The sequence below is a fragment of the Stenotrophomonas sp. ESTM1D_MKCIP4_1 genome, from assembly GCF_003086895.1.
Taxonomy (GTDB): domain Bacteria; phylum Pseudomonadota; class Gammaproteobacteria; order Xanthomonadales; family Xanthomonadaceae; genus Stenotrophomonas.
The window spans coordinates 1,725,454-1,751,529 of sequence record NZ_CP026004.1; the positions used below are offsets into that span (position 1 = coordinate 1,725,454).

At 66.8% G+C, this 26,076-nt stretch carries 24 protein-coding genes and 1 other RNA gene; 15 read left to right on the forward strand and 10 right to left on the reverse strand.

Annotated elements, in window-relative coordinates:
- The first annotated feature begins 124 nt into the window (after positions 1-124).
- The 3 genes from C1924_RS08040 to C1924_RS08050 all read left to right on the forward strand — a co-directional run bounded on the left by C1924_RS08040 (position 125) and on the right by C1924_RS08050 (position 5,512).
- Positions 125-3,295, forward strand: a complete 3,171-nt coding sequence (locus C1924_RS08040) for a multidrug efflux RND transporter permease subunit (protein ID WP_108764816.1) — start codon at positions 125-127, stop codon at positions 3,293-3,295.
- A gap of 64 nt (positions 3,296-3,359) precedes the next feature.
- Positions 3,360-4,097, forward strand: a complete 738-nt coding sequence (locus C1924_RS08045; protein ID WP_108764817.1) for an SDR family oxidoreductase — start codon at positions 3,360-3,362, stop codon at positions 4,095-4,097.
- Positions 4,091-5,512, forward strand: a complete 1,422-nt coding sequence (locus C1924_RS08050; protein ID WP_108764818.1) for an efflux transporter outer membrane subunit — start codon at positions 4,091-4,093, stop codon at positions 5,510-5,512. The genes C1924_RS08045 and C1924_RS08050 overlap by 7 nt, the downstream gene beginning before the upstream one ends.
- An 81-nt stretch (positions 5,513-5,593) precedes the next feature.
- Here the strand turns inward: C1924_RS08050 and C1924_RS08055 are convergent, their stop codons facing one another.
- Entirely contained in the window at positions 5,594-6,070 is a 477-nt protein-coding gene (locus C1924_RS08055; protein ID WP_108764819.1) for a hypothetical protein, read from the reverse strand.
- Positions 6,071-6,348: 278 nt separating this feature from the next.
- On the opposite strand from C1924_RS08055, the gene C1924_RS08060 reads away from it, so the two are divergent.
- Positions 6,349-6,612, forward strand: coding sequence for a hypothetical protein (locus C1924_RS08060; protein ID WP_108764820.1), 264 nt, complete (start codon positions 6,349-6,351; stop codon positions 6,610-6,612).
- Between the two features lie 32 nt (positions 6,613-6,644).
- On the opposite strand, the gene C1924_RS08065 is transcribed toward C1924_RS08060, so the two are convergent.
- Both C1924_RS08065 and C1924_RS08070 read right to left on the reverse strand, forming a co-directional pair.
- Positions 6,645-7,502 (reverse strand): endonuclease/exonuclease/phosphatase family protein, encoded by an 858-nt coding sequence (locus C1924_RS08065; protein ID WP_108764821.1) that lies wholly within the window; start codon positions 7,500-7,502, stop codon positions 6,645-6,647.
- Positions 7,503-7,633: 131 nt separating this feature from the next.
- Positions 7,634-7,873, reverse strand: a complete 240-nt coding sequence (locus C1924_RS08070) for a hypothetical protein (protein WP_108764822.1) — start codon at positions 7,871-7,873, stop codon at positions 7,634-7,636.
- Between the two features lie 176 nt (positions 7,874-8,049).
- On the opposite strand from C1924_RS08070, the gene C1924_RS08075 reads away from it, so the two are divergent.
- Positions 8,050-10,158: a TonB-dependent receptor gene (locus tag C1924_RS08075; protein ID WP_254051234.1), complete on the forward strand. Its 2,109-nt coding sequence runs from the start codon at positions 8,050-8,052 to the stop codon at positions 10,156-10,158.
- A gap of 133 nt (positions 10,159-10,291) precedes the next feature.
- Here C1924_RS08075 and C1924_RS08080 read toward each other — a convergent pair whose 3' ends face one another.
- Positions 10,292-10,498, reverse strand: coding sequence for a hypothetical protein (locus C1924_RS08080; RefSeq protein WP_159094769.1), 207 nt, complete (start codon positions 10,496-10,498; stop codon positions 10,292-10,294).
- A gap of 66 nt (positions 10,499-10,564) precedes the next feature.
- Positions 10,565-12,580 carry a hypothetical protein gene (locus C1924_RS08085; protein WP_108764824.1) on the reverse strand — a complete coding sequence of 672 codons (2,016 nt, stop codon included), beginning with the start codon at positions 12,578-12,580 and terminating at the stop codon, positions 10,565-10,567.
- A 121-nt stretch (positions 12,581-12,701) separates the two neighbouring features.
- Between C1924_RS08085 and C1924_RS08090 the strand changes: the two genes are divergently transcribed.
- On the forward strand, positions 12,702-13,157 hold the full coding sequence (locus C1924_RS08090; RefSeq protein ID WP_108764825.1) for an isoprenylcysteine carboxylmethyltransferase family protein: 456 nt from the start codon (positions 12,702-12,704) through the stop codon (positions 13,155-13,157).
- A gap of 112 nt (positions 13,158-13,269) precedes the next feature.
- Here the strand turns inward: C1924_RS08090 and ssrA are convergent.
- Positions 13,270-13,662: a transfer-messenger RNA gene (ssrA, locus tag C1924_RS08095) on the reverse strand.
- A 312-nt stretch (positions 13,663-13,974) separates the two neighbouring features.
- Here ssrA and C1924_RS08100 point away from each other — a divergent pair.
- On the forward strand, positions 13,975-14,934 hold the full coding sequence (locus C1924_RS08100; RefSeq protein WP_108764826.1) for a hypothetical protein: 960 nt from the start codon (positions 13,975-13,977) through the stop codon (positions 14,932-14,934).
- 110 nt (positions 14,935-15,044) lie between these two features.
- Positions 15,045-15,617 (forward strand): hypothetical protein, encoded by a 573-nt coding sequence (locus C1924_RS08105; RefSeq protein WP_108764827.1) that lies wholly within the window; start codon positions 15,045-15,047, stop codon positions 15,615-15,617.
- Between the two features lie 118 nt (positions 15,618-15,735).
- Here C1924_RS08105 and smpB read toward each other — a convergent pair whose 3' ends face one another.
- A complete protein-coding gene (smpB, locus tag C1924_RS08110) occupies positions 15,736-16,239 on the reverse strand; it encodes an SsrA-binding protein SmpB (protein WP_079221548.1) in 504 nt (167 codons plus the stop codon).
- Positions 16,240-16,296: 57 nt separating this feature from the next.
- On the opposite strand from smpB, the gene C1924_RS08115 reads away from it, so the two are divergent.
- Both C1924_RS08115 and C1924_RS08120 read left to right on the forward strand, forming a co-directional pair.
- Positions 16,297-16,722, forward strand: a complete 426-nt coding sequence (locus C1924_RS08115) for a type II toxin-antitoxin system RatA family toxin (RefSeq protein WP_108764828.1) — start codon at positions 16,297-16,299, stop codon at positions 16,720-16,722.
- Positions 16,723-16,725: 3 nt separating this feature from the next.
- Positions 16,726-16,983, forward strand: coding sequence for an RnfH family protein (locus C1924_RS08120; protein ID WP_108764829.1), 258 nt, complete (start codon positions 16,726-16,728; stop codon positions 16,981-16,983).
- A 35-nt stretch (positions 16,984-17,018) separates the two neighbouring features.
- Here C1924_RS08120 and bamE read toward each other — a convergent pair whose 3' ends face one another.
- Positions 17,019-17,408 carry an outer membrane protein assembly factor BamE gene (bamE, locus tag C1924_RS08125; RefSeq protein ID WP_108764830.1) on the reverse strand — a complete coding sequence of 130 codons (390 nt, stop codon included), beginning with the start codon at positions 17,406-17,408 and terminating at the stop codon, positions 17,019-17,021.
- A 103-nt stretch (positions 17,409-17,511) separates the two neighbouring features.
- Here bamE and fur point away from each other — a divergent pair, with 103 nt between their 5' ends.
- Positions 17,512-17,919 (forward strand): ferric iron uptake transcriptional regulator, encoded by a 408-nt coding sequence (gene fur / locus C1924_RS08130; RefSeq protein ID WP_005409235.1) that lies wholly within the window; start codon positions 17,512-17,514, stop codon positions 17,917-17,919.
- Between the two features lie 131 nt (positions 17,920-18,050).
- On the opposite strand, the gene C1924_RS08135 is transcribed toward fur, so the two are convergent.
- Positions 18,051-19,319 carry an SGNH/GDSL hydrolase family protein gene (locus C1924_RS08135; RefSeq protein ID WP_108764831.1) on the reverse strand — a complete coding sequence of 423 codons (1,269 nt, stop codon included), beginning with the start codon at positions 19,317-19,319 and terminating at the stop codon, positions 18,051-18,053.
- A gap of 97 nt (positions 19,320-19,416) precedes the next feature.
- Here C1924_RS08135 and C1924_RS08140 point away from each other — a divergent pair, with 97 nt between their 5' ends.
- Complete coding sequence (locus C1924_RS08140; RefSeq protein WP_108764832.1) at positions 19,417-20,334, forward strand: LysR family transcriptional regulator; 918 nt, start codon at positions 19,417-19,419, stop codon at positions 20,332-20,334.
- Between the two features lie 84 nt (positions 20,335-20,418).
- Here C1924_RS08140 and recN read toward each other — a convergent pair whose 3' ends face one another.
- Complete coding sequence (recN, locus tag C1924_RS08145; RefSeq protein ID WP_108764833.1) at positions 20,419-22,095, reverse strand: DNA repair protein RecN; 1,677 nt, start codon at positions 22,093-22,095, stop codon at positions 20,419-20,421.
- Between the two features lie 114 nt (positions 22,096-22,209).
- Here recN and hrcA point away from each other — a divergent pair, with 114 nt between their 5' ends.
- The 3 genes from hrcA to dnaK all read left to right on the forward strand — a co-directional run bounded on the left by hrcA (position 22,210) and on the right by dnaK (position 25,962).
- Entirely contained in the window at positions 22,210-23,274 is a 1,065-nt protein-coding gene (hrcA, locus tag C1924_RS08150; protein WP_108764834.1) for a heat-inducible transcriptional repressor HrcA, read from the forward strand.
- A gap of 63 nt (positions 23,275-23,337) precedes the next feature.
- Complete coding sequence (gene grpE / locus C1924_RS08155; RefSeq protein ID WP_108764835.1) at positions 23,338-23,853, forward strand: nucleotide exchange factor GrpE; 516 nt, start codon at positions 23,338-23,340, stop codon at positions 23,851-23,853.
- Positions 23,854-24,039: 186 nt separating this feature from the next.
- Complete coding sequence (gene dnaK, locus C1924_RS08160) at positions 24,040-25,962, forward strand: molecular chaperone DnaK (RefSeq protein WP_108764836.1); 1,923 nt, start codon at positions 24,040-24,042, stop codon at positions 25,960-25,962.
- Positions 25,963-26,076 lie beyond the last annotated feature (114 nt).

Here is a 26,076-nt window from a genome sequence, read left to right on the forward strand (position 1 = left end):
GCCGTCTCCTGATCCAAGTTTCCGCTTAGCTGCCGGCGCCAGCGGCAGCCTTCCCTGCCTTCGTCAGATTGACGAGGGGCAGGGCGGCTGTTGCCCGTCGGCGGCATTTCCCAGGAATTCCTCCATGGACTTTTCCCGTTTCTTCATCGACAGGCCGATCTTCGCGGCGGTGCTGTCGATCGTGATCTTCGCCGCTGGCCTGATCTCGATTCCGATCCTGCCGATCGGCGAGTACCCCGAAGTGGTGCCGCCGTCGGTGGTCGTGCGCACGGTCTATCCGGGCGCCAACCCCAAGGTCATCGCTGAAACCGTGGCCACCCCGCTGGAAGAGGCGATCAACGGCGTCGAGGGCATGATGTACCTCAAGTCGGTGGCCGGCTCCGATGGCGTGCTGCAGATGACCGTCACCTTCCGCCCGGGCACCGACCCGGATGCGGCGGCGGTGAAGGTGCAGAACCGCGTGGCGCAGGCGCAGGCGCGTCTGCCCGAGGACGTGCGCCGGCAGGGTGTGACCACCCAGAAGCAGTCGCCGACGTTCCTGATGGTGGTGCACCTGACCTCGCCCAATGGCAAGTACGACACCCTGTACCTGCGCAACTACGCCCGCCTGCACGTCAAGGACGCACTGGCCCGCATCCCGGGCGTGGGCGATGCGCAGATCTTCGGTGGCGGTGACTACGCCATGCGCGCCTGGCTGGACCCGGACAAGGTCGCTTCGCGCGGCCTGACCGCCAGCGATGTGGTGGCCGCCATGCGCGAGCAGAACGTGCAGGTTTCGGCCGGCCAGCTCGGCGCCGAACCGCTGCCCAACAGCCAGTTCCTCACCCTGATCAATGCGCAGGGCCGCCTGAAGACCGAAAAGGAATTCGGCGACATCGTGCTCAAGAGCGGCACCGATGGCGAGATCGTGCGCCTGTCCGACGTTGCCCGCCTGGAACTGGGTGCCGGCGACTACACCCTGCGTTCTCAGCTGGATGGCAAGAACGCGGTGGGCATCGGCATCTTCCAGGCACCGGGTGCCAACGCGCTGGAAATCCGTGATGCGGTCATCGGCACCATGGATGAGATGCAGAAGAGCATGCCGGCCGATGTGAAGTACGAAGCGGTGTATGACACCACCATCTTCGTGCGCGATTCGATCAAGGCCGTGGTGTCCACCCTGCTGGAAGCCATCGCGCTGGTGGTGCTGGTGGTGATCCTGTTCCTGCAGACCTGGCGTGCCTCGATCATTCCGCTGATCGCCGTGCCGGTGTCGGTGGTGGGTACCTTTGCCGCGCTGTACCTGCTGGGCTTCTCGATCAACACGCTGAGCCTGTTCGGCCTGGTGCTGGCGATCGGCATCGTGGTCGACGATGCGATCGTGGTCGTGGAAAACGTTGAACGCAACATCGAGGAAGGGCTGTCGCCCACCGCCGCGGCCCACCAGGCCATGCGCGAAGTGTCCGGCCCGATCGTGGCGATCGCGCTGGTGCTGTGCGCCGTGTTCGTGCCGATGGCCTTCCTGTCCGGTGTCACCGGTCAGTTCTACAAGCAGTTCGCTGTCACCATCGCCATCTCCACGGTGATCTCGGCCATCAACTCGCTGACCCTGTCGCCGGCCCTGGCCGCGCGCCTGCTGAAGCCGCATGACGCCGCCAAGGATGCGCCGACGCGCATCATCGACCGCCTGTTCGGCTGGGTGTTCCGTCCGTTCAACCGCTTCTTCAAGTCGAGCTCGGAGAAGTACGAGCGCAGCGTTTCAAAGATCCTCGGCCGTCGCGGTGCGGTGTTCGTGGTCTACGCGATCCTGCTGGTCGGTACCGGTGTGATCTTCAAGCTGGTGCCGCCGGGCTTCATTCCGACCCAGGACAAGCTGTACCTGATTGCCGGTGTGAAGCTGCCGGAAGGTTCGTCGATCGCGCGTACCGATGAAATGCTGCGCAAGGTCGCCAAGATCGCCCAGGAAACCGATGGCGTTGCCCACACCATCTCGTTCCCCGGCCTGAACGCGCTGCAGTTCACCAACACGCCCAACACGGGTGTGGCGTTCATTCCGCTCAAGCCGTTCAACGAGCGTCATGGCCGTACAGCTGCGCAGATCAATGCCGAGATCAACCAGAAGATTGCCGGACTGCAGGAGGGCTTCGCCTTCGCAATGATGCCGCCGCCGATCCTCGGCCTGGGCAACGGCAACGGCTACCAGATGTTCATCGAAGACCGTGGCAACCTGGGCTATGGCGCGCTGCAGAATGCCGTGCAGGCGATGCAGGGCACCGTCGCGCAGACCCCGGGCATGGCCTTCCCGATTTCCAGCTACCAGGCCAACGTGCCGCAGCTGGATGCGGAAGTGGATCGCGTGAAAGCAAAGGCCCAGGGCGTGCAGCTCACCGAGCTGTTCGACACCCTGCAGACCTACCTGGGTTCGGCCTACGTCAACGACTTCAACCAGTTCGGTCGTACCTGGCAGGTGATCGCCCAGGCCGACGGTCCGTTCCGTGAGAGCGTGGAAGACATCGGCAAGCTGCGTACCCGCAATGATCGCGGCGAGATGGTGCCGATCGGCTCGATGGTCACCATCAAGCAGACCTTCGGCCCGGACCCGGTGCTGCGCTTCAATGGCTACCCGGCCGCCGATCTGGCCGGTGAAGCCGACCCGCGCGTGATGTCTTCGGCCGAGGCGATGAACAAGCTGACCGAGATTGCCGACAAGGTGCTGCCGGTGGGCATGACCACTGAATGGACCGACCTGAGCTACCAGCAGGCGACCCAGGGCAAGGCGGCCTTCATCGTGTTCCCGGTGGCGATCATGCTGGCCTTCCTGGTGCTGGCGGCGCTGTATGAAAGCTGGTCGCTGCCGCTGGCGGTGATCCTGATCGTACCGATGACCCTGCTGTCGGCCCTGTTCGGCGTGTGGCTGACCGGCGGTGACAACAACGTGTTCGTGCAGGTCGGCCTGGTGGTGCTGATGGGCCTGGCGTGCAAGAACGCGATCCTGATCGTCGAATTTGCCCGTGAACTGGAAATGGGCGGCAAGGGCATCGTTGAATCCGCGCTGGAAGCCTGCCGCCTGCGCCTGCGCCCGATCGTGATGACCTCCATCGCGTTCATCGCCGGCACCGTGCCGCTGGTGCTGTCCCATGGTGCAGGCGCCGAAGTGCGCTCTGTCACCGGCATCACGGTGTTTGCCGGCATGCTGGGCGTGACCCTGTTCGGTCTGTTCCTGACCCCGGTGTTCTACGTGGCCCTGCGCAAGTTCGTCACCCGCAACGGCGGTGGCCAGCTGGTGCAGCACGGCGAGCCGACCATCCACCACTGACATGCACCCCTGCGGTCGCCGGCCCTGAGCGGCGACCGCTTCCCCCAAACCAAGGCATGAATCCATGAACACCCATCAGAACAAGATCGCGCTGGTCACCGGCGCTACCCGTGGCATCGGCCTGGAAACCGTGCGCCAGCTCGCCCAGGCCGGGGTGCACACCCTGCTGGCCGGCCGCAAGCGCGAGACCGCCGTGGAGCAGGCGCTGCTGCTGCAGGGCGAAGGCCTGCCGGTGGAAGCCATCCAGCTCGACGTCACCGATGCGGCCAGCATTGCCGAAGCGGTCGAGCAGGTGCGCCAGCGCCACGGCCGCCTGGACATCCTGGTCAACAACGCCGGCATCATGATCGAGAACCCGGCGCAGGCGCCGTCCGAGCAGTCGCTGGAGACGTGGCATCGCACCTTCGACACCAACGTGTACGCGCTGGTGGCGGTCACCCAGGCCTTCCTGCCGCTGGTGAAGCAGGCCAAGTCCGGCCGCATCGTCAACGTGTCCAGCATGCTGGGCTCGCAGACCCTGCACGCCGATCCGGACTCGGGCATCTACGATTTCAAGATTCCGGCCTACAACGCCTCCAAGGCGGCCGTGAACAGCTGGACCCTGAGCCTGGCCTATGAACTGCGCAACACCCCGATCAAGGTCAACACCGTGCACCCCGGCTACGTGAAGACCGACATGAACGGCGGCAACGGCGAAATCGAAATCAGCGAAGGCGCGCGTTCCAGCGTGGAAATGGCGCTGATCGGCGAAGCCGGTGCCAGTGGCAGCTTCACCTACCTGGGCGAGGTGCTGCCATGGTGATCCGCACGTTGGCGATGGCCATCTCCAGTCTGGTGCTGGCAGGGTGTGTCACCGTCGGCCCCAACTACAGGGCCCCGGCGCAGGAGCCGGTGGCCCTGCAGGGCGCACAGCAGGCGGTGTTCAGCACCGCTTCGCCGGTCGCCAGCTGGTGGGCACAGTTTGATGATCCGGTGCTGGAAGAACTGGTGCACGGCGCGCTGTCGGACAACCTGGACCTGCGCGTGGCCGTGGCCCGCGTCAGCCAGGCCCGCGCGGTGTTTGTTGAAAGCCGCTTCGACCAGGCGCCGCACATCACTGCTGACGGCAGCTACGACCGCCGCAAGCAACCCGATCCGCAGCTGGGTGGGCAGCGGGTGTTCAGTGAAAGCTACCAGCTCGGCTTCGATGCCGGCTGGGAGCTGGATCTGTTCGGCCGCAAGCGCCGCGCTGCAGAAGCCGCACGTGCCGACCTCGGCGCCGAGCAGGCCAACCTGGCCGACGCGCAGGTGCTGGTTGCCGCCGAAGTGGCGCGCAACTACTTCGAGCTGCGCGGCACGCAGAAGCGCATCGCGGTGGCCCAGCACACGCTGGAAAACCTGCGCGATACGCAGAAGCTGACCGAGGCACGCTGGGAACTGGGTGCCGGCAGCGAACTGGATGTGCAGAGCAGCCGCGCCCGCTTGAAGGCGATCGAGGCCGACATCCCGTTGCTGGAAGTGTCCGAGGCGCAGTCGCGCAATCGTCTGGCGGTGCTGCTGGGCCAGCGCCCGGAAGTGCTGACCGCGATGCTTGCCCCGCACGACGTGCCGGCCTTTGCCAAGGCGCTGCCGCTGGGTGACACCCGCGAACTGCTGCGCCAGCGTGCCGATGTGCGCGTGGCCGAACGCCGCCTGGCGGCCGCCACCGCGCGTGTGGGCGTGGCCACCGCCGATCTGTTCCCGCGGCTGTCGCTGTCCGGCTTCGTCGGTTTCCTCGGCGGCGATGCCAGCGGCCTGGTCAACGGCAACAACAAGGCGTGGTCACTGACCCCGTCGCTGAGCTGGGCGGCGTTCGATTTCGGCAGCGTGCGAGCACGCCTGCGTGCCAGCAAGGCCGAAGCCGAAGGCGTGGCCGCGCAGTACGAGCAGGCGGTACTGCTGGCGCTGGAAGACACCGAAAACGCGCTGACCCGCTACGCCAAGCAGCAGGCGCGGCTGGCCATCGTGGTCGAGCAGGCGCAGGCGGCGCGGCGTGCTGAATCGCTGGCGCAGATCCGCTTCCGCGAGGGTTCGGAAGACTTCCTGACCCTGCTGGATGCGCAGCGCACGCAGCTGGCGGCTGACGACGCACTGGCCGCGGCCGAGGCTGAGGTCAATGTCAGCGTGGTCGGTGTGTACAAGGCACTGGGCGGCTGGGGCCAGTCGCCGCAGGCGCCGAGCGTGGCGGTCGCGCGCTGACTCCGGCGCTCCACGCCTGAGGGCATCGGGGCCGGTACGGGCACTGCACCCGTACCGGCCTTTCCGCCGTTTCGATACCGGTCACGGCGCCTGCCGCAGCTGGCAGGCGGCCAGATCCTTCTGGCGCTCTCCCGAGGTATCCCGCAGGGGCAGCACACGACGCTCAGGGCCTTGCCCCACCACGCAGAACAGCCCGCGGTACCAGCGCCGCGACGGACCGTCCCGGCCGGGTACCGATGACACCAGCAGCACGCCATAGGCCTGGCCGGGTGTCAGGGCGACGCCGCGCAGCGCCGGTTGCTCATCCAGACGCAGGCACTGGCCCGGCGCCAGCGCTTGGCCGTTGCCATCTAGCTCGGCGGTGGCCAGGGGCCGCTCACGGCCGCCGCTGCGCTCGAACAGCTGGATGTGGTCCACGGTCACCGGTGCACGCTCATCGCCCGCCGATACGCAGGGCGTCCCTTGCTGATCCTCCACTTGTGGCGGTGCATGGCGCATGGTTGCCGCGCCTGCCAGGGCAGGCATGCACAGCAGGGCAAGCAGGGGCAGGGTGCGCATTGTGCTCATTCCTTGGTGTTGGGCAGGTTGGACACTGCGGTGGGACTGGTCAGGAAATCGGACAGCATCGGAGCCAGCGCTGTGATCACGTTGGAGGCTCCCACCCGCGTGGCAATTGTGGACCCACAGTCTCGGCGTTTTGCGGGCCTGCAAATGACGGCTCAGGGCATCACTGCACCTTCAGATGTGGCGGCCGTCGCGTGTATGACGCTTCTGACTCTGACATGACGCCTGCCCGCCGTAGTAACTAGTGGGGCAGGCTAGAAGGAGCGGCGACAATGAATGACGACAAGCAATCGACGCAGCGGGTGCTGTTCGGCGATCCCGGCCTGCCGGGCGCCGGCCTGTCCGTTGCCGTGGTGGCGCTGCTGGTGCTGGCCGCCCTGGCCGTGGCCATCGGCTTTCTGCGCCTGCCCGATTCCATGCTCGGGCCAGGCCTGGTCGGCCTGGGTCTGTTCCTGGCCATCGTCGCCCGCATCTTCCAGGCGCGCGACCAGCATCAGGCGCTGTACCGCCTGCTGCGGAGGCGGCCACCGCCGTAGCAATGGCCGCGCTGGATCCCTGCGTCAGTGGATCAGGGTCTGGGCCAGTCCAGCTCGACCACCAGCGGGAAGTGATCGGAGGGCAGCACGCCGCCGATCCGGCGGTCATCGGTGGTGAAGCTGCGGGCCTTGAAACCGCGCACCAGTACCCAGTCCAGCTGCACGGTGGCCTTGCCGGTGAAATCGTGGAACGTTTCGCGCGGGCCCTTCGGCGTCTTCACCTGGGTACGGGTGTCCTGCAGTACGCGGGTAAAGGCTTTGTAGGTCTCGCTGCCCGGTTCGGTATTGAAGTCGCCGGTCAGCACCACCGGCAGGTCGGCGGGCAATGCGTCCAGGCGCTTGGCGATGAGTTCGGCGCCCTTGATCCGGCGCGGCTCGTCTTCATCGCGGTAGGGCAGGTGGGTGTCCATGAAGTAGAAGCGGCGGCCATCGTCCAGGCGGCGGAACAACGCCCAGGTGACCATGCGCGGGTACAGGTTGCCCCAGGTGATGCTGCCCGGCACGTCCGGGGTGTCGGACAGCCAGAAGTTGCCGGAGTCCTCGATGGCCAGCACCTTGGTGTCGTAGAACACGCCCATGTGCTCATCGCCCTCGCCACCGCGACGGCCCTCGCCGAACCAGCGGTAGCCGGGCAGATGGGCGGCCAGATAGGTCGCCTGTTCCTGCACCATCTCCTGCGTGCCGATCACGGCCGGGTGCGCATCCAGGATGACCTTGACCATCGCGTCGCGACGATCGTCCCAGCGCTTGCCGGGTTCGGTATCGGCCGGGGTGCGCACGTTGAAGGACATCACCTTCAACGAAGCGGGGGGTTGGGCTGCCCAGGCAGCAGCGGGCAGAGCAAGGGCCAGCAGCGCGCAGAGTGCGGGCCGGCGAAGACGCGAGAACATCGTGGAATCCCTCCATTCCATGAAAACGGTTTCACGGAGCATGCCATGGAACGGGCGGGGGAGGTGTGCCGGGATGGGCGGCTGGGTATCGGCCGGGCAGCCGAAGCGGCCACCCGGCGTGACGCATGGCCTCAGTCGGCCGGGATGTACCAGGTACCGTTCTGGTCGATCCAGTACTCCGAGGTGGTCACCGTGCCGTCGGGCCAGGTGTGGGTCACCGTGCAGTGCTGATGCACCACGTTCCATCCCATCCTGACCGGCACGCACTGGGTGGTCGACGTACCCGGCAGGCCGGCGGCGGAAACCGCTGACGGTGAAAGGGCTGCTGCGGCCAACATCAGGGCGGCCAGCGAAGCCAGTTGCAGTTTCATAAGCATCATCCTTGCTTTCTGCAATCGCGCACATGCGCACCTGACATGTAGCACGAAGTGAGCGGGATGGGGTGTCGCAGGGCAGCATGGATTTGACGCGTTTCGACACGTGGGGAAAGATACGGCCCTTTCCCGGGCCAGCCATATCGCCACGCCCTCCCCCAAGAGGAGTTCACGTGCTGAGATATTCGCGGCTGACGGTCGCCATTTCGTTGCTGGTCGGCGCCCAGGCCCACGCCGAGCAGGCGCCATCGGTGCCACAGACGCTGGACAAGGTCATCGTGACTGCATCGCGCACCGGCCAGGATGCGGCCACCGCGCCGCAGACGGTGGTGGTCATCGACAAGGGGCAGATCGAGCAGCAGCTGCGCCTCAGCAGCAATTCTTCCGATGTGCTGTCCAGCCTGCTGCCGTCGTACACGCCCAGCCGCGGCAAGATGAACGGCAGCGGCGAAACCCTGCGCGGGCGCACGCCGCTGATCCTGGTGGACGGCATTCCGCAATCGAACCCGCTGCGACCGACCGGCCGCGAAGCGCACACGATCGACTATGCGCTGGTCGAGCGCATCGAGGTGATCCAGGGCGCCAACGCCATGAACGGCCTCGGCGCGACTGGCGGCACCATCAACCTCATCACCCGGCGCCCGGAACCGGGTGCGGTCAACCAGCACGTGGGCGTGCAGACCACGCTGCCCACGTCTGAAGTGCGCGGTGAAACGGCCGGCTACCGCGCCGATTACCGCATCAGCGGCAGCAAGGGAAAGTGGGACTATCTGCTGGGTGCAGGCTATGAAGACCAGGGGCTGTGGGTGGACGGCGAGGGCACGCCGATCGGCGTGGACGTTACCCAGGGCGACCTGATGTCCACCCGCGCCTACGATCTGCACGCCAAGCTGGGTTACTGGATCGACGACAACCAGGAGCTGCAGTTCAGCAGCAACCGCTACCGCATCAAGTCCAAGGCCGATTACCTGCCGGTTGCCGGCAACCGCAACCTCGGCATTCCCACCACCTCGATACGCGGCACGCCGCCGGGTACGCCGGCCTGGAACGACGCGTGGACCACCGGCCTCAGTTACACCCATCACGACCTGGCGGGCATGGAACTGAAGGCGATGGTGTTCAACCAGGAATTTGAAGGCCTGTTTGGTGCGGACAATTCCTCCACCTTCCAGGACCCGTTGATCGCACCGGTCGGTACCCTGTACGACCAATCGCGCTCGACCGCCTCCAAGTGGGGTTCCAAGACCAGCCTGGGCCGCGATGACCTGCTCGGTGGCGACCTGAAGATCACTGCCGGCGTGGACACCCTGCGCGACAGTGGCAAGCAGGACCTGTACGGCACCGGTCGCACCTACGTGCCCGATTCGCGCTACAGCAGCGTGGCCGGTTTCGTGCAGGCGGACTACAAGCTGCTGCCGCAGCTGACCGTGCAGGGTGGCTGGCGCCGCGAAGAAGCCGACCTGCGCATCGACAGCTACACCACGCTGTACCGCTACAACCGCGTGGCCGTGCAGGGTGGAAAGCTGAAGTTCCAGCAGAACCTGCGCAACATCGGCCTGGTGTACGCGCCGACCGAACGCTTCAACACCTTCGCCAGTTACTCCGAAGGGTTCGGCATGCCCGATGTCGGCCGCGTGCTGCGTTCGATCAATACCCCGGGTACCGATGTCGAATCGTTGCGCTCACTGCAGCCGCTGCTGACGCGCAACAGCGAGATCGGCGTGCGCTACCGTTCTCCGTCGTGGGAGGCCGAAGCCAGCGCATTCCAGTCGCGCTCGGAGTACGGCACCCGCGTCATCGCCGTCGATGGTGCGTTCCAGCTTGCCCGCGAAAAGACCGCCATCGAAGGCCTCGACGCGAGCGTGCGCTACCGGCTCAATGATGCCCACCGGCTGGGACTGTCCTACGCCTGGACCCGCGGCCGCTACGACAGCAATGCCGATGGCCGGCTGGACGCGCGCCTGGATGGCCTGAACATCGCACCGAACCGTGTCATCGCCACATGGTCGGCGCAGTGGACGCCGGAACTGTCGAGCTTCCTGCAGGGGCAGTACGCCTTCAGCCGCAACTTCGACGAAGCCGCCAAGGAATTCAGCGGCTACGCGCTGTTCGATCTCGGCGTGGACTACCGGCTTGCCAGGGGCAAGGTGAACCTGGGCATCGCCAACCTGCTCGACCGCCAGTACATCACGTACTACTCGCAGAGCGCGCTGATTGAACCAGCGCGGTATTTCGCTGGGCGAGGGCGGACGGTGACCGTGGGTTACAGCCTGGACTTCTGAGGCGGACACCGCAGGAAACGAGCCGCGTTGATCGTGGACCGCGCAGAGCGGAGGCGCCTGCTGTGAAGTGGCTCGTCTGGAAACCGTTGGCGGCCGATGGCTGCCAACGGTTTACCGGCGAACCCGGTCGAACTCAGTTTGGCGGCTGGCAGCCGGTCGAGTTCTTCAGGCACCGGGACAGTGCGCCGTAGCACAGGAGCTGGTTGCTTTCCTTCATGCAACGTTCGTAGGCGCGGTAGCACTCGTCACACGGCGTATCCGCGGCTGCAGTGGCCAGGCTCATGCCGAAGGCCAGGGCGAGGGTACAGATCGCGACAGACAGCTTGAACATCCTCTTCATGACAAATCTCCGTTGTCTGCCCAGATGGGCCTGGCCGACGTTAGCGCGACCTGCCGCCCGGTTCAATCAAGGCCTCTTGCCGCCCGCGTCGTGCGCCTGCATGTCTTCATGCAGGATGCGGCGCAGTTCGACAATGGCCGGGGTGGCCTCCTGCACGCTGTGCCCGGACACGATCACCTTCTCCGATACCGCATTGGGCAGGTGCGAGCTCCAATACGGCACCAGCCCGTCATCGGTCTTTTCCAGCGGGCCATCGGCGCTGGCACGCGCGATGATCGAGTGATAGCGCACCTGCGGTGACATCGGCAGGTCGGCCACCGCTTTCACGAAGGGATCGTCCTTGTCCAGGTTCTGGATGCTGTTCATCTGGTAGCCCTGCTTGGCGTCCTTGACGTCGAAGCTGCCGCCATCATCCACACCGGCCACATCCTCAAGAACGGTCAACGGCAGGCGCACCAGCCGGCCGATCCAGCGCCCCAGGCGGGTGCCGGCAACATCGGTGCCCCGGTGCGGGGTGGCGATGAATACCACCCGCGAGATTTCCGGTTCGGGCTGGAACGTCAGTACCGGCGCGCCACGCGTGCGCAGCAGTTCGCGTTGCCGAGGGCTCAGTTTGGCCGTTGCCAGCAATGTGTCCACCAGATGGTCGCCGGACGAAGACACCAGCAGGCGCGAGATCACCCCGCCCATGCTGTGGGCCACCACCACCATGTCATGCGACGCCTGCGCTTCTCCGGTCGGATCGTAGTGCTGCATCACGTCGTCCAGCGTGTGCCGGATGGCATCGTGGCTGAGCGCGATGGGCATGTTGGTGGGGTAGTAGAACTGCCACACCTGGAACTCGCGGCGGATCTCATCGTCGCGCATCAGCTCGTTTGCCACGTTCACCCAGGCCTCCGGGCTGCTGGCCAGGCCATGGATCATCAGCAGCACCCGACGGTTGGGATCGTACGGTTGCAGCATGAACAGGTGCGGCCGATCAATGCCGCCCTTGCTGCCGAACAGGCTGCGCAGCGACTGCCGGCTGAAGTTGGCGCGCGCCAGCCACAGCGCGTAGCCGGCGGTGAAGTTGGCGGCCAGCGGCACCTTCTGCCCGTGCAGTTCAACGGCCGCGATCTGGTAGGGATCATGGATCTCCACGGTCGGCGTTTCGTCGTGCAGCACTTCCCACAGGTTGGCGCCGGAAAAGCGCAGCAGCACCGTGATCGACGGCGAGGGCATGCCGCTCCAGCTTGGGCCCTGCGCCGGCTTGGCATCCGCCGTTTTACCGGGCTCGTGGGGCGCTGCCAGGCCGCCACTGGCCGGGTCCGCCATCACCGCGACCAGTTCGGCCCCAAAGCCATCGCGCCGCTGCACCCGGCGCAGCGTGCCGGTGAAGGACAGCGAGGCTGCCGGCACCAGTTCAATGGGTTCGCGGGTGTCCTGCACCACGCCCGTGTCCGCCGGCGCCAGCACGAACGTCCAGCGGCCGAGCTGCAGGCGGCCATCCTCGTTGCGCACCTGTCGGCTGGAATAGGCATCGAACAGCATCACCGCCGCTTCCTGCGCGGCCAGGTTGTAGTAATCGCGCACCTGGGTCTGGCGATCCTCGAAACCGCGCTGGTTGGCGGTGCGTTCGGTGAAGAACAGATAGGCATACGACTGCCGCGCCACCTGCATCCACGCATCCAGCCGCGGCTGGAAGCCGGCATCGGCCACGATCATGGCCGGCGTGGTGCCGCGCTTGGCCTTGGGAGTTGGCAGGGCCATTGCCTGCTGCAGCCACAACTCGGCCAGGGTGGAGCGCTTGTCCTCCTCGCGCACCACGATGCTCGCTTCCATCGCCTCGATGCACGGCAGGCCGGGCTTGGCGCAGGTGGTCTCGTCCAGGCCCGCTACGCGCAGCGTTTCCATCGTGGCCGCACTCAGCCGGCCGCTGGTGAGGATGTCGCCGCGCTTGAGCGCGATGTACTGGCCCGGCGTGACCGAGGCCACCTGTACCGAGGGCCCGAATTGGCGCAGCGTGGCGCAGCCGCTCAGCAGGAGCAGCGCGGTGATGATGAGGGTCGTGTGGCGGATGACGCCGATGCCCGTGGTTGCCATGCGATCCTCCAGCGCGGTGGCGCCACTCTAGCGGCCGGGGTGTCAACGCGGAAGCATGTGGATGAACGGCCGTTGGCCGGGCTGTGGCACCATCGCGCAGCGTGCTTTTCAAGGACAGACGATGCACCTGCTGGAAACGCGGATTCCGCCGCCGCTGCTGATGCTGCTGTGCGGGGCGATGGGGTACCTGCTGGCCCGAGTCTGGCCGTGGCCTGTGTTGCCGGTGCCGGGTTGGATCGCGGTGCTGGTGATGCTGGCAGGGCTGGCCCTGAACCTGCTGCCGAAGCTGGCCTTCCGCCGCGCGCGCACCACGGTCAATCCTCTGCGCCCGGCCGCGGCTACCGCGCTGGTTACCGAAGGCATCTATCGCCACACCCGCAACCCGATGTACCTCGGGCAGGGGCTGGTGCTGCTGGGGGCCATGCTGTGGCTGGGCAGCGCTGCGGCACTGCTGGTGGTGCCGATGTTCGTCGGCTGGATCACCCGTTTCCAGATCGTGCCGGAGGAGCAGGTGCTGTCTGCCCGGTTCGGCGTGGACTACGCGGATTTCCGGCGCAGGGTACGGCGCTGGGGGTAGGGTGGGGCGGGTGTGCTGTGGCAGGCCGCTGCGCTGTGCCGCGGGCAACAAAAAAGCCGGACCCCAATCGACGGGAGCGTCCGGCTTTTCGCGCCCCGAGGGGCGATACAGATGGTGGAGGTGGGCGGAATTGAACCGCCGTCCGAAGGCACTCCATCCCCAGCACTACATGCTTAGCTCACCGTTGGATCTCGCCCCCGAGCAGCACGGTGTGCAAAGCGCACCCGGGGACCAGCCTGTTGTGTTCTAGTGCCGGACTGACAGGCAGCCGCCCAGCGCGATTCCATGATAATGACTCTACGCTGCGAGCATGGACACAAGCAGTTTCGAGGCTCCGCCTAAGTCGGCAGAAGGTCACGCACCGCAGTTTTTAGGCTGCGAGAGCGACCGGAGCGTAGTTGTCGTCGTTGGCAACTAGAGTTTTGCAGCTGGATTTACGAGGACAGCTACCCCCTCGGCATGCGCCAGGCGACTTCACAACCCCCGTCGAAACCAATGCACCCCCGGTTTCTTCAAGTTCTGCGAGGCTTTCAGGTGCCTGGTTGCCCAGAGACCCGCCTAACGATGCGAATGGTACGGCAATCTTCCTGAACAGTCACGCCCAGCGACGCGCGGGCCCGGCGCCCCCCTGCCGATGGGCACGTTGTGGGCCCATGGCTGGCCGTGCTCGAATCAATCCATTCAGTCTTCCAGGGGGGGATGCCGGATGTCAGTCAGGTCGCGGGCAGGGCACGTCGCGTGCCTCGTTGTGCTGTTGCTGCTTGCCCCGTGGGCACGCGCTGAACCAGAAGGCCCTTCGCGACAGGCGGCGCCCCTGGTGACGGTGGGCTACGACGAGACGTTTGATCTGTTCAACCTGCTCGACAATCTGCCCGATTGGCTGCCCGGCTATACCAGTGCGATCTACCAGCAGGACTGGGAGCGCCGGTTCGGACTGGACGCGGAGGATCGTGCCGCCATCGAGGGTTACGCGCGGTTCCGCCAGCGCACGTCCCCCATGGCCCGCAACGACCAGGGTAGCGGCGCGCTGGGCGACCGCCTGTTTGCCGGCAGCGATACCCGCACTGGCGATCCGTACACGAGCTACTTCCAGAACGCGGCCTCCTTCGGGGCGGTCGCCGACGATGCGATTGCCGCGCAGGCGTCCGCCGACCGGGACCTGTTGCGCGCTTACTACGCGCGCTTCATGCCACGGGCGCGCGCGCTGCTGGCCGGCACGGGCCGCTTCACGCAACAGCAGGAGGTGCTGGCCAAGGAACTGGCGGCACCGGAGGCGGCGGCGTTCGTCACCCGCATGCGTTCGTTCTATGGTGTCGAGGCCGTCCCGACGTTCCAGGTCCGTTTCGTGTGGTGGCCGTACACCAACCGCACGCAGGCCAAGCTTCGCGGCGGCTTCATCCTGCTGTTCTCGGCGCAGGGCGTGCAGGACGACTGGGCTCCGATCGTGTTGCATGAGTACGCACATTTCCTGTCCGCTGGGCAGCCAGGGGGGCGCAGGGCGCTGTTGGCAACGGCTTTCGCGGAGGCCTGCCCCAGTGCGCTGGCCCTGCCCAATCCGTTGAATGCGCTGGAAGAGCCCCTGGCCATCTACTGGGGCCAGTACCGCTTTGAACACGATGTTCGCGGTCAGGTGTTGTCCGGTGAGTCGTCCTGGTACATGCAGCCGCATGCCGACCGGGCTGCCAAGGCGATCGCGGCGGCATTTCCGGCAGATCGGGCCGCGCCGGCATTGGCGCCAGGCCCCTTGCTGCAGGCGGCGGCGTCGGTGTGCAAGTGAAGTGTGTTGACTGCAGCGTGCCCGTCATAGCGGATTGCTAACGTCATGGGCACGATTTTGCGACACACTGGTGTCGAACATCCGAGCCAGGACCGACACGGAGACCCGAAGTGACCGACGCCATGCAACAACGCAGCCTGCGACAGCTGGTCGGGCCGGTAGGCGCCGATTACCGCCGACGCGCGTTGCCGCCGGGCTGGGTCTGGGGTGCGCTGGCGGCGATTCTGGTGGCGGCGTGCCTGACCGCGCTGCAAGCGACGGCGGCGGTGTTCCTGGTGGCCAGCGCCGTGGTGGTGTACTGGCCGCGGCGCGATCAGGCGCTGGTGCCGGGCTGGCGCATGCTGGCCCTGGCTGTGCTGGCGGTGATGGTCTGGGGACCGGACGTCATCGCGCAGTGGTTCGAGCATGGCGCGGCGGTGGCGCTGCTGACGCTGGCCTCATTGAGCATGCTGACCCATGTCCGTCGCAGCTGGGCGTTGTCGCAGCAGCTGCAGCACCGGGCCGATGCGCTGGATGACCAGCAGCTGCTGGCGTTGTTGCCGGATGACGCAGCGCGGCTGGCCCGGCAGTGGCGGGCCGGCGATGATCGCCATGCGCCGGAACTGGCGGTGGTGATGCATCTGGCGGTGATGCAGGCGGCCCTGGCGCCGCGGATGCGCGGGCAGGGCATGCTGGCGGGCTGATCGCCCGCCTTTCTGTGGGGCCGAGGCATGCTCGGCTGGCCCGCGAACGGTAGAGCCGAGCCCATGCTCGGCTGCCCCAAAAACCAAGCCGAGCATGGCTCGGCTCTACAAACGGCGGTTACGCGTCGCGGTTTCCGCGACGCATCACGCGCTGCTTCTCGATCGCCCAGTCGCGGTCTTTGGCGGCATCGCGCTTGTCGTGGGTCTGCTTGCCCTTGGCCAGCGCCACTTCCAGCTTGATCTTGTTCTTGCTCCAGTACATGGCCGTGGGCACGATGGTGTAGCCATCACGCTCGACCTTGCCCACCAGCTTGTCGATCTCGTTCCGGTGCAGCAGCAGCTTGCGCTCGCGCCGGTCGTTGGCCACCACGTGGGTGGAGGCCTGGATCAACGGGGTGATCTGTGCGCCGATCAGGAAGATTTCGCCCTGCTTCACATAGGCATAGGCGTCGATGATGTTGCCGCGCCCGGCGCGGATCGACTTGACCTCCCAGCCCTGCAGCGCAAGGCCCGCCTCGAAGCGCTCCTCGATGTGGTACTCGTGGCGGGCACGCTTGTTCAACGCGATGGTTTTGTTGGCCGTCGCGTTCTTTGCTTTATCCTTGCCGCTGTTCTTGCTCATTTCCGTATTGTCTCCGATTCGGGCCCGCCCGGTCGATTGCCGAAACGCGCCGTCTTTATGCCTACTATCCGCCGCAGCGCCCTGGTCGAACATCCGGCCGCGCGTATGTTCGACCTGGTCAACGATGTCCAGGCCTACCCGCGCCGCTTCCGCTGGTGCTCGGACGCCCGCATCCTGGAACAGGGTGAGGACCGCCTGGTCGCCCGCCTGGATCTGGGCCTGGGTTCGTTCAGCACCTGGTTCCAGACCGAAAACACCCTGCAGCGCCCGCACAGCATCGATATGCAGCTGCGCGACGGCCCGTTCAAGCAGCTGCACGGCCGCTGGGAATTCCATGCGCTGGCCGAGGATGCCTGCAAGGTGACCCTGACCCTGGAATTCGAGCCGAAATCGCGCCTGCTGGGGCCGGCGCTGGCGATCGGTTTCCAGGGGCTGGCCGATCGCATGGTCAACGACTTCGTCCGCGTTGCCGACGAGGGCTGAGCCATGATCGAGGTCGAGGTGGTGCTGGCCTGGCCGCAACAGGTGCAGTCACGCCGGCTGCAGCTGCCGGAAGGCGCGACCGTGGCCGATGCCATTGCCGCGGCCGACCTCGACGGCAGCGCCGGGTGCCCGGCCGTTGCCGTGCATGGCGTGCTGGCACGCCCACAGCAGGCATTGCTGGACGGTGATCGGGTGGAACTGCTGCGGCCACTGCAGGCCGACCCCAAGGACAACCGCCGGCGTCGCGCGCGCGGCGATTGATTCCAGAGGCCCGCCCCGAAGGGCGGGCGGGGCGGTCAGCGGCCCTTCTTCTTGTCCTTGGCCAGGTTGCGGCCGAACTGGCGGACCGTCTGCTGGGCCAGGGCCTTGTCGTTGGCCGGGAAGTAGTCGCCTTCCCAACGGGTGACGACATCGTTCTCGAAGTACACGGTGAAGTTCTTCACTTCGCTGCGGCCGAGACGGTTCACGCGCTGGCTGGCGGTGTAGTCCCAACGCTGGGCGTGGAAGGGGTCCGGCACGGACGGGGTGCCCAGCAGCGCATTCACCTGCTGCTTGCTTTGCCCGACCTGCAGCTTGGCCACGGCATCTTCCCGGATCAGGTTGCCCTGATAGATGGGCTGCTTGTAGATGATGCCGCACCCGGTGGTGGACAGGGCGACGGCGGCGACCAACAGAAGATTGCGCATCGGTACTGGCGGTTGGGGAAATCAAACCGATGATACACTCCCGGCGTGCCACCGCGACCCAATCCGAGGCAGCTGGCGCTAAATCGCCAATGAACGGAGACCTATGGAAACCCACGACCTGCGTAAAGTCGGCCTGAAGGTGACCCATCCGCGGATGCGGATCCTGGCGCTGCTCGAGCAGCGCAATGCCCAGCACCACATGACCGCCGAAGACATCTACCGCCAGCTGCTGGAGCACGGCGATGAAATCGGCCTGGCCACGGTGTACCGGGTGCTGACCCAGTTCGAGGCCGCCGGCCTGGTGCTGAAGCACAACTTTGAAGGCGGCCAGGCCGTCTACGAGCTGGACCGCGGTGGTCACCACGACCACATGGTCGATGTGGACAGCGGCAAGATCATCGAGTTTGAAAGCCACGAGATCGAGGAGCTTCAGCGCAAGATCGCCGCCGATCACGGCTACGAACTGGAAGAGCACTCGCTGGTGCTGTACGTGCGCAAGAAGCGCAAGTAAGACGCTGCAGCCAGATGCTGATGTGCGAAGACCCCGGGCCTGCCCCGGGGTTTTTTGTTGCTGCGGCCTGGTGCGGGGGTCAGAGCCCTTTGCTGGCGCAAAGGGATCCGACCCCGGCCGACCGCATGGGGTCAGATCCCTTTCCCGCCGGGAAAGGGCTCTGACCCCTCACTGCCCAGCAAAGCATCCAGATCCACCGCCTCGGCCATCGCTCGGTTGCCCGCATCGCCCGGATGCAGGTGGTCGCCGGAATCAAAGGCGGGCGCCATCCGCGACGGTTCGGCCGGGTCGCGCAGGGCGGCATCCAGATCGATCAGCGCGTCGAAGGGGCTCTCGCTTCGCAGCCAGTCATTCAGCTGCCGGCGCAGCGCGTCCTTGTCGGCCGCGTAGTAGTCATCCAGTGGCGTATCGGGCAGGGCGCCAGCGAAGGGCGGCAGCGTCGCGCCAAGAATCCGCACGCCACGCGCCCGCGCCTGCTGCGCCAGCGCCCGATAGCCCGCCTGCAGTTCCTCCAGCGTGGGGCGGGTCTCGTTGCGGGCGAAGGCCGTGCCGGGCCAGCTGATGTCGTTGATGCCGAGCAGGACGATCACGCTGGCCACGCCGGGTTGGTCGAGCGCGTCCCGTGGGAAGCGGGCGAGGGCGGCTTCGCCCATGCCATCGCGCAGCAGGCGGCCGCCCGAGATGCCGGCGTTGACCACGGCGATGCCGCGTGGGGCCAGGCGGGCGGCCAGGTGGTCGGTCCAGCGCTGGTCCTGGTCCAGGCTGGCGGTGGCGCCATCGGTGATCGAATCGCCGATGACCACGACGCTGCGCGCGCTGGCGGGTGCTTCGACATCGATTCCGGCCAGCAGCACGCGGGCGGTGGTCGGGTTGGCGTCCTGCAGCGCCATAGAGCGGCTCTGGTCGCCCGGTGCGAACCAACTGGTCTGCCGGCCTTCCCAGTGGAAGGTCTGCAGCGGGGTCGGTCCCGGCAGGTAGGTGCTGACCTGCACCTGCTGCAGGTCATGGGTGGGCAGCGGCAGCGGGTCGCTCAGGCGCTGCTGGCCCGGCGCGATGCGCACGCCGCGCTGGCCATCGAAATGCAGGGGCAGCGGCGGTGAACCGTCCTGCACGGCCACGCTGGCCGCGCCGATCTGCAGGGGCTGCGTGCCATGGGCGTTGCTCAGTCGCACCCGCATCCGCGGCCCGCCCAGACTGAGACGGGCGGTCTGGCGGAAGGTCTGGTTGTCCAGGCGCGCGGGCAGCAGGGTGGGGAACAGGAAATCGGGCCCCCACACCGGTTGCGGGCTGGCCTGCCAGCTGGCCACCCAGTGGCTGGGCGGGGCCGCGGCGGCAGCGGCACTACTGGCAAGGGCGGAGGCGAGCAGGCTGGCGCTGGCCATCGGGCTGAGGCGTTTCATCGGGCATTCCCGGAACAAGGGACTGCCATGGTGATTCCCGCGCCATCTGTGAACTAGACTGCGCGCGGATAATCATCTGTGAACTGGATTCACTGACATGGCGCGACCCGACATCAACCGATCCGGCGAACTGGAAGTGTTCGTGCGGGTGATCGAGACCGGTGGCTTTTCTGCGGCGGCCCGTTCGCTGGACATGACGCCCTCGGCGGTGAGCAAACTGGTGGCGCGGCTGGAGCAGCGGCTGGGCACGCGCCTGCTGCAGCGTTCCACCCGCCAGCTGCAGCTGACCCCGGAGGGCTGCGCGTTCTATGAGCGCGGCCTGCGCGTGCTGGCCGACCTGGAAGAGGCCGAGCGCTGTGCCAGTGCCCATGCCGAGCCGCGCGGACGGCTGCGGGTCAATTCCAACGTGCCCTTCGGCCAGCACTTCCTGTTGCCGCTGCTGCCACGGTTCCTGCAGCAGAACCCGCAGGTGGGCGTGGACCTGACCTTGAATGACGAGGTGATCGACCTGCTGGAGCAGCGCACCGACGTGGCCGTGCGGGCGGGGCCGCTGAAGAGTTCCAGCCTGGTGGCGCGGCGATTGGGGTCGACCCGGATGATGATCGTGGCAGCGCCTGCGTATGCGCGCCTGCACGGTCTGCCGGGCACGGCCGAGGAACTGCAGGCGCACAACCGGTTGGATATCGGCCACGCCCGCGCGATGCAGGGCTGGCCGGTGCTGCACGACGGCCGCGAACTGCGGGTGCTGCCCAGCGGCAATGCCCGCGCCAGCAATGGTGACGCGCTGCGCCAGCTGGTGCTGGGCGGCCTGGGCATGGCGCGGCTGGCCGCGTTCCAGGTGCAGGCGGATGTGGCGGCGGGGCGCCTGGTGCCGGTGCTTGAAGCGGCCAATCCCGGTGATCTGGAAGAGGTCCACGCGGTGTTCCTGGGGCAGGGCGGTTACCTGCCGCTGCGGGTGCGCGTGTTGCTGGATTTCCTGGTGGAGAACGTGGATCTGGCGCGGCCGCTGGGGTGACCCGCACCGCGCCGCCCGGCAACCATATTGCCGGCCAGCGGCCGGCACTACCCGTAGATCCACGCCATGCGTGGATGAACGCGGTCAATCCGGCGAGTTCGACGCTACCAGCAGCTTGCGGGCGGCGGCGCGCGCTTCCTTGCTCACTTCCACGCCACCCAGCATGCGTGCCAGCTCTTCTTCGCGTGCCTTGGTGTCCAGCTTTTCCACGGCGCTCTGGGTCATGCCTTCCACCGGGGCCTTGCTGACCCGGTAATGGGCATGGCCCTTGGACGCGACCTGCGGCAGGTGGGTCACGCACAGCACCTGCCGCTTCTCGCCCAGGGCGCGCAGCTTCTGGCCGACGATGTCGGCCACCGCGCCGCCGATGCCCGAATCGACTTCGTCGAACACCATGGTCGGCACCGCATCCAGGTCCAGTGCCGCCACTTCGATGGCCAGTGAGATGCGCGAGAGTTCACCGCCGGAGGCGACCTTGCGCAGCGCACGCGGCGGCTGGCCGGCGTTGGCCGCCACCAGGAACTCCACGCGCTCGGCACCCTGCGGGTCCGGCTTGCCGCCGTCCTGCGGTTCCAGCTCGATCAGGAACTGGCCGCCGCCCATGCCCAGTTCGGCAATGATGCTGGTGGTGGTGGCCGACAGCTCGGCCGCGGCGGTGCGGCGGCTGGCACTGAGCACTTCGGCCTGCACGCGCCAGGCGGCCGCAGCCTTGTCGATCTCACCGGCCAGGCGCTGCAGGCGCTCGTCGGCGCCACGCAGCTGCTCCACTTCGGCATGCATGCGTTCGCGCTGCGCGCCCAGTTCATCCATCGGCACGCGATGCTTGCGGGCCAGGTCGTGCAGACGGCCGAGGCGGCGCTCGTTCTCCTCGAACTGCTCCGGGTCGGCATCAAGGTCGTCATGCACGCGGTCCAGCAGCGACAGGGCTTCGTGCAGCTGGATCGAGGCGTTTTCGATCAGGCCGTCCACCTCGCCCAGGCGCGGGTCGTGCTCGAGCAGGCGCGACAGTTCGTGGCGCACCTGCTGCAGCAGGTCCAGCGCCGAGCTGCCGTCATCGCCGTTGAGCTGGTTGCTGGCCGCCTGGCAGGCACTCAGCAGGGCGCTGGCATGCGCCTGGCGGCGATGGCTGGCGCCTAGCGCAGCAATCGATTCGGGTTCCAGATCCTCGCGGTCCAGCTCACGCAGCTGGTGTTCGAGGAAGCCGATGCGGTCGGAAACGTCGCCCTGTTGCGACAGGGCCAGGGATTCATCCACCAGCGTCTGCCACGCGGCGGCGGCGCGGCGGACCTGCCGGCGCTCGTCCTCGTTGCGGGCATAGGCATCCAGCAGGGCCAGCTGCGACGGGCGGGTCAGCAGGGCCTGCTGCTCATGCTGGCCGTGGATTTCCACCAGCCGCCCGGCCAGTTCGGCCAGCTGCGCCAGGGTGACCGGGCGCCCGTTGATCCACGAGCGCGAGCCGCCATCGGCACGGATGACCCGGCGCAGCTGGCACTGGTCCTCGTCGTCCAGTTCGTTGTCGGCCAGCCACTGGCGTGCGGCCTGCAGCTGGTCCAGGGCGAATTCGGCCGACAGTTCGGCGCGGGCAGCACCATGGCGGACCACGCCGCTGTCAGCGCGCAGGCCGGAGAGGAAGCCCAGCGCGTCGACCATCAGCGACTTGCCGGCGCCGGTCTCGCCTGAAACGACGGTCATGCCGGGCCCGAACTCGAGCTCGGTGGCGCGGACGACGGCGAAATCCTTGATCGAAAGATGTCTGAGCATGGGTACAGGGGTGTCTGAGCCGCGCAACGCTAGCACGCGCGACGGGGTGGTCCAATGACTTGCCAAGGCGACGCACCGCCATTATCTAATGTCCGTGTCTCACAGGTTGATTCCATGCACGGTTCCGCTGACCAGCTTGCCCCGCGTGCGCGCCATCTGCTGCGCACGCTGATAGCGCGCTACATCCAGGACGGTGAGCCGGTCGGCTCGCAGACGCTGGCGCGCGTGGCCGGGCTGGAGGTCAGCCCGGCCACCATCCGCAACATCCTGGGCGATCTGGAGGATCTGGGCCTGCTGGCCTCGCCGCATACCTCGGCCGGGCGGATCCCGACCGCGCACGGCTACCGGGTCTTTGTCGACAGCCTGCTGCAGATGCAGCCGCCGGGCGAGGGGGAACTGGCCCGGCTGCGCCATGAGCTGGCCGGTGGCGGCAGCACCCAGGCCCTGCTCGGCAGTGCGTCGGAGCTGCTGTCGGCAATGAGCCATTTCGTCGGGGTGGTCAGTGCGCCGCGCCGCGAGCAGTTCGCCTTCCGCCAGATCGATTTCGTGGCGCTGGATGGGCGCCGGGTGCTGGCGATCCTGGTGTTTGCCGACAACGAAGTGCAGAACCGGGTCATCGAGACCCGCCAGGACTTCGAGCCCGGCCAGCTGGAACAGGTGGCCAACTACCTCAATGCCCATTTCGCCGGCCTGCCGCTGGCCGAGATCCGCACCCGCCTGCTGCTGGAGCTGCGTGATGCCCGTTCCGAGCTGGAACAGCTGCTGGCCCACAGCATCGAACTGGCCGAGCAGGCCCTGCAACCGCCAGCCGACGACATGCTGGTGGCCGGCCAGACCCGGCTGATGGGGGTGCAGGACCTGTCCGACCTGGAACGGCTGCGCGAGCTGTTCGAGCTGTTTTCCAGCAAGCGCGAGATCCTGCAGCTGCTGGAGCGGACGATCCAGGCCCCGGGCGTGCGCATCTTCATCGGCGAAGAGACCGGGATGATGCCGCTGCAGGGGGTTTCGCTGGTCACCGCGCCCTATACGGCCAATGGCCAGGTGCTGGGCGTGCTGGGGGTGATCGGGCCGAAGCGGATGGCGTACGACCGGGTGATTCCCCTGGTCCAGGCCACCGCGGACGTACTCGGGGCGGCCTTTTCGCCCCCGCGACGCGGTCCAGGGCCGGCCGACGCTTGAAACGCAGCATCCCGCCCACACTAGGGTGGGTGGAGGCGGAGAGTGACCGCCAGGGACCCAGACATGAACCAAGAACATCCAGATATCGAATCCCAGCAGAGCGCCGCTGATGCGGCCGCCGCCGCAGGCACCCATGACGAACTGGAGCGCCTGCGCGCCGAGGTCGAGCAGGTCAAGGCCGATGCGCTGCGTGAGCGCGCCGACCTTGAAAACCAGCGCAAGCGCGTGGCCCGCGACATCGACCAGGCCCGCAAGTTCGCCAACGAAAAGCTGCTGGGCGAACTGCTGCCGGTGTTTGACAGCCTGGATGCCGGCCTGAAGGCCGCCGGCGACGACGCCAACCCGCTGCGAGAGGGGCTGGAAATGACCTACAAGCAGCTGCTGAAGGTCGCCGCCGACAACGGCCTGGTCCTGCTGGACCCGACCGGCCAGCCGTTCAACCCGGAACACCACCAGGCCATCAGCCAGGTGCCGGCCCCCGGTGCCGCCCCCGGCAGCGTGGTGACCGTGTTCCAGAAGGGCTACCTGCTCAACGAGCGCCTGCTGCGGCCGGCGCTGGTGGTGGTGGCCGCCGACTGACCCGGCGCCCCGGGCGCAAAGCCGCCCGGGATCGGTCGCGCCGGGCCATGCCCGGCGAACCTTGAACGGTTGAACACAGCGTTCGGGTGATGGCTTGAATGTTCCACGAGCCTCCCCCACATCCCATTCATCCACCGGCCGACCGGCCGGACTGACACCCACAAGCATTCTTCAGGAGTCTCCCCCATGGGCAAGATCATTGGTATCGACCTCGGCACCACCAACTCGTGCGTGGCGATCATGGACGGCGGCAAGGCCCGCGTCATCGAGAATTCGGAAGGCGATCGCACCACCCCGTCGATCGTCGCCTACACCAAGGACGGCGAAGTCCTGGTCGGCGCCTCGGCCAAGCGCCAGGCCGTCACCAACCCCAAGAACACCTTCTACGCGGTGAAGCGCCTGATCGGCCGCAAGTTCACCGACGCTGAAGTGCAGAAGGACATCGCCCACGTCCCGTACAGCATCCTGGCCCACGACAATGGCGACGCCTGGGTGTCCACCAGCGATGCCAAGCGCATGGCGCCGCAGGAAATCTCGGCCAAGGTGCTGGAAAAGATGAAGAAGACCGCCGAGGACTTCCTCGGTGAAAAGGTCACCGAAGCGGTCATCACCGTGCCGGCCTACTTCAACGACAGCCAGCGCCAGGCGACCAAGGACGCCGGCCGCATCGCCGGTCTGGACGTCAAGCGCATCATCAACGAGCCGACCGCGGCCGCGCTGGCCTATGGCCTGGACAAGGGCGACAACAAGGATCGCAAGATCGTGGTGTACGACCTGGGCGGCGGCACCTTCGACGTCTCGGTGATCGAGATCGCCAACGTCGACGGTGAGAAGCAGTTTGAAGTGCTGGCCACCAACGGCGACACCTTCCTGGGCGGCGAAGATTTCGACAACCGCGTCATCGAGTACCTGGTCGAAGAGTTCAACAAGGACCAGGGCATCGACCTGCGCAAGGATCCGCTGGCCCTGCAGCGCCTGAAGGACGCCGCCGAGCGCGCCAAGATCGAGCTGTCCAGCGCCCAGCAGACCGAAGTGAACCTGCCGTACGTCACCGCCGATGCCTCGGGTCCGAAGCACCTGAACATCAAGCTGACCCGCGCCAAGCTGGAATCGCTGGTGGACGAGCTGATCAAGAAGTCGATCGAGCCGTGCCGCGTCGCCCTGAACGATGCCGGCCTGCGCTCGAGCGACATCAGCGAAGTGATCCTGGTCGGTGGCCAGACCCGCATGCCGAAGGTGCAGCAGGCGGTGACCGAGTTCTTCGGCAAGGAACCGCGCAAGGACGTCAACCCGGACGAAGCCGTGGCACTGGGTGCGGCGATCCAGGGCGGCGTGCTGGGCGGCGACGTCAAGGACGTGCTGCTGCTGGACGTGACCCCGCTGTCGCTGGGCATCGAGACCATGGGCGGCGTGTTCACCAAGATCATCGAGAAGAACACCACCATCCCGACCAAGGCCTCGCAGGTGTTCTCCACCGCCGAGGACAACCAGTCGGCCGTGACCGTGCACGTGCTGCAGGGTGAGCGCGAACAGGCCCGCTTCAACAAGTCGCTGGCCAAGTTCGACCTGTCCGGCATCGAGCCGGCCCCGCGTGGCCTGCCGCAGGTGGAAGTGTCCTTCGACATCGACGCCAACGGCATCCTGCACGTGTCGGCCAAGGACAAGAAGACCAACAAGGAACAGAAGGTCGAGATCAAGGCCGGTTCGGGTCTGTCCGAGGAAGAGATCGCACGCATGGTCGCCGACGCGGAAGCCAACCGCGAAGAAGACAAGAAGTTCCAGGAACTGGTGCAGGCCCGCAACCAGGCCGACGCCCTGATCCACGGCACCCGCAGCGCCATCACCGAGCACGGCAGCAAGGTGGGCGGCGATGTCATCGGCAAGGTCGAGGCGGCGCTGGCCGACCTGGAAACCGCGATGAAGGGTGACGACAAGGCACAGATCGAAGCCAAGTCGAAGGTGCTGGAAGAAGCCGGCCAGGCGCTGTTCGCCGCTGCTTCGGCCGACCAGGGCGGTGCCCCGGGTGCCGACGCCGGCAACGCAGGCAAGGCGCAGGATGACGTGGTGGACGCCGAGTTCACCGAAGTCAAGGACGACAAGAAGTCCTGATCCGGACCGACGCGGGACGCTGGCCACCAGCGTCCCGTTGTCGTACCAGGGTCCTGACCGCCTGCCGGCGTGTCGGGGCGCCCGACGCAAGAGCGGACCTGGTTCCGCTCTTCC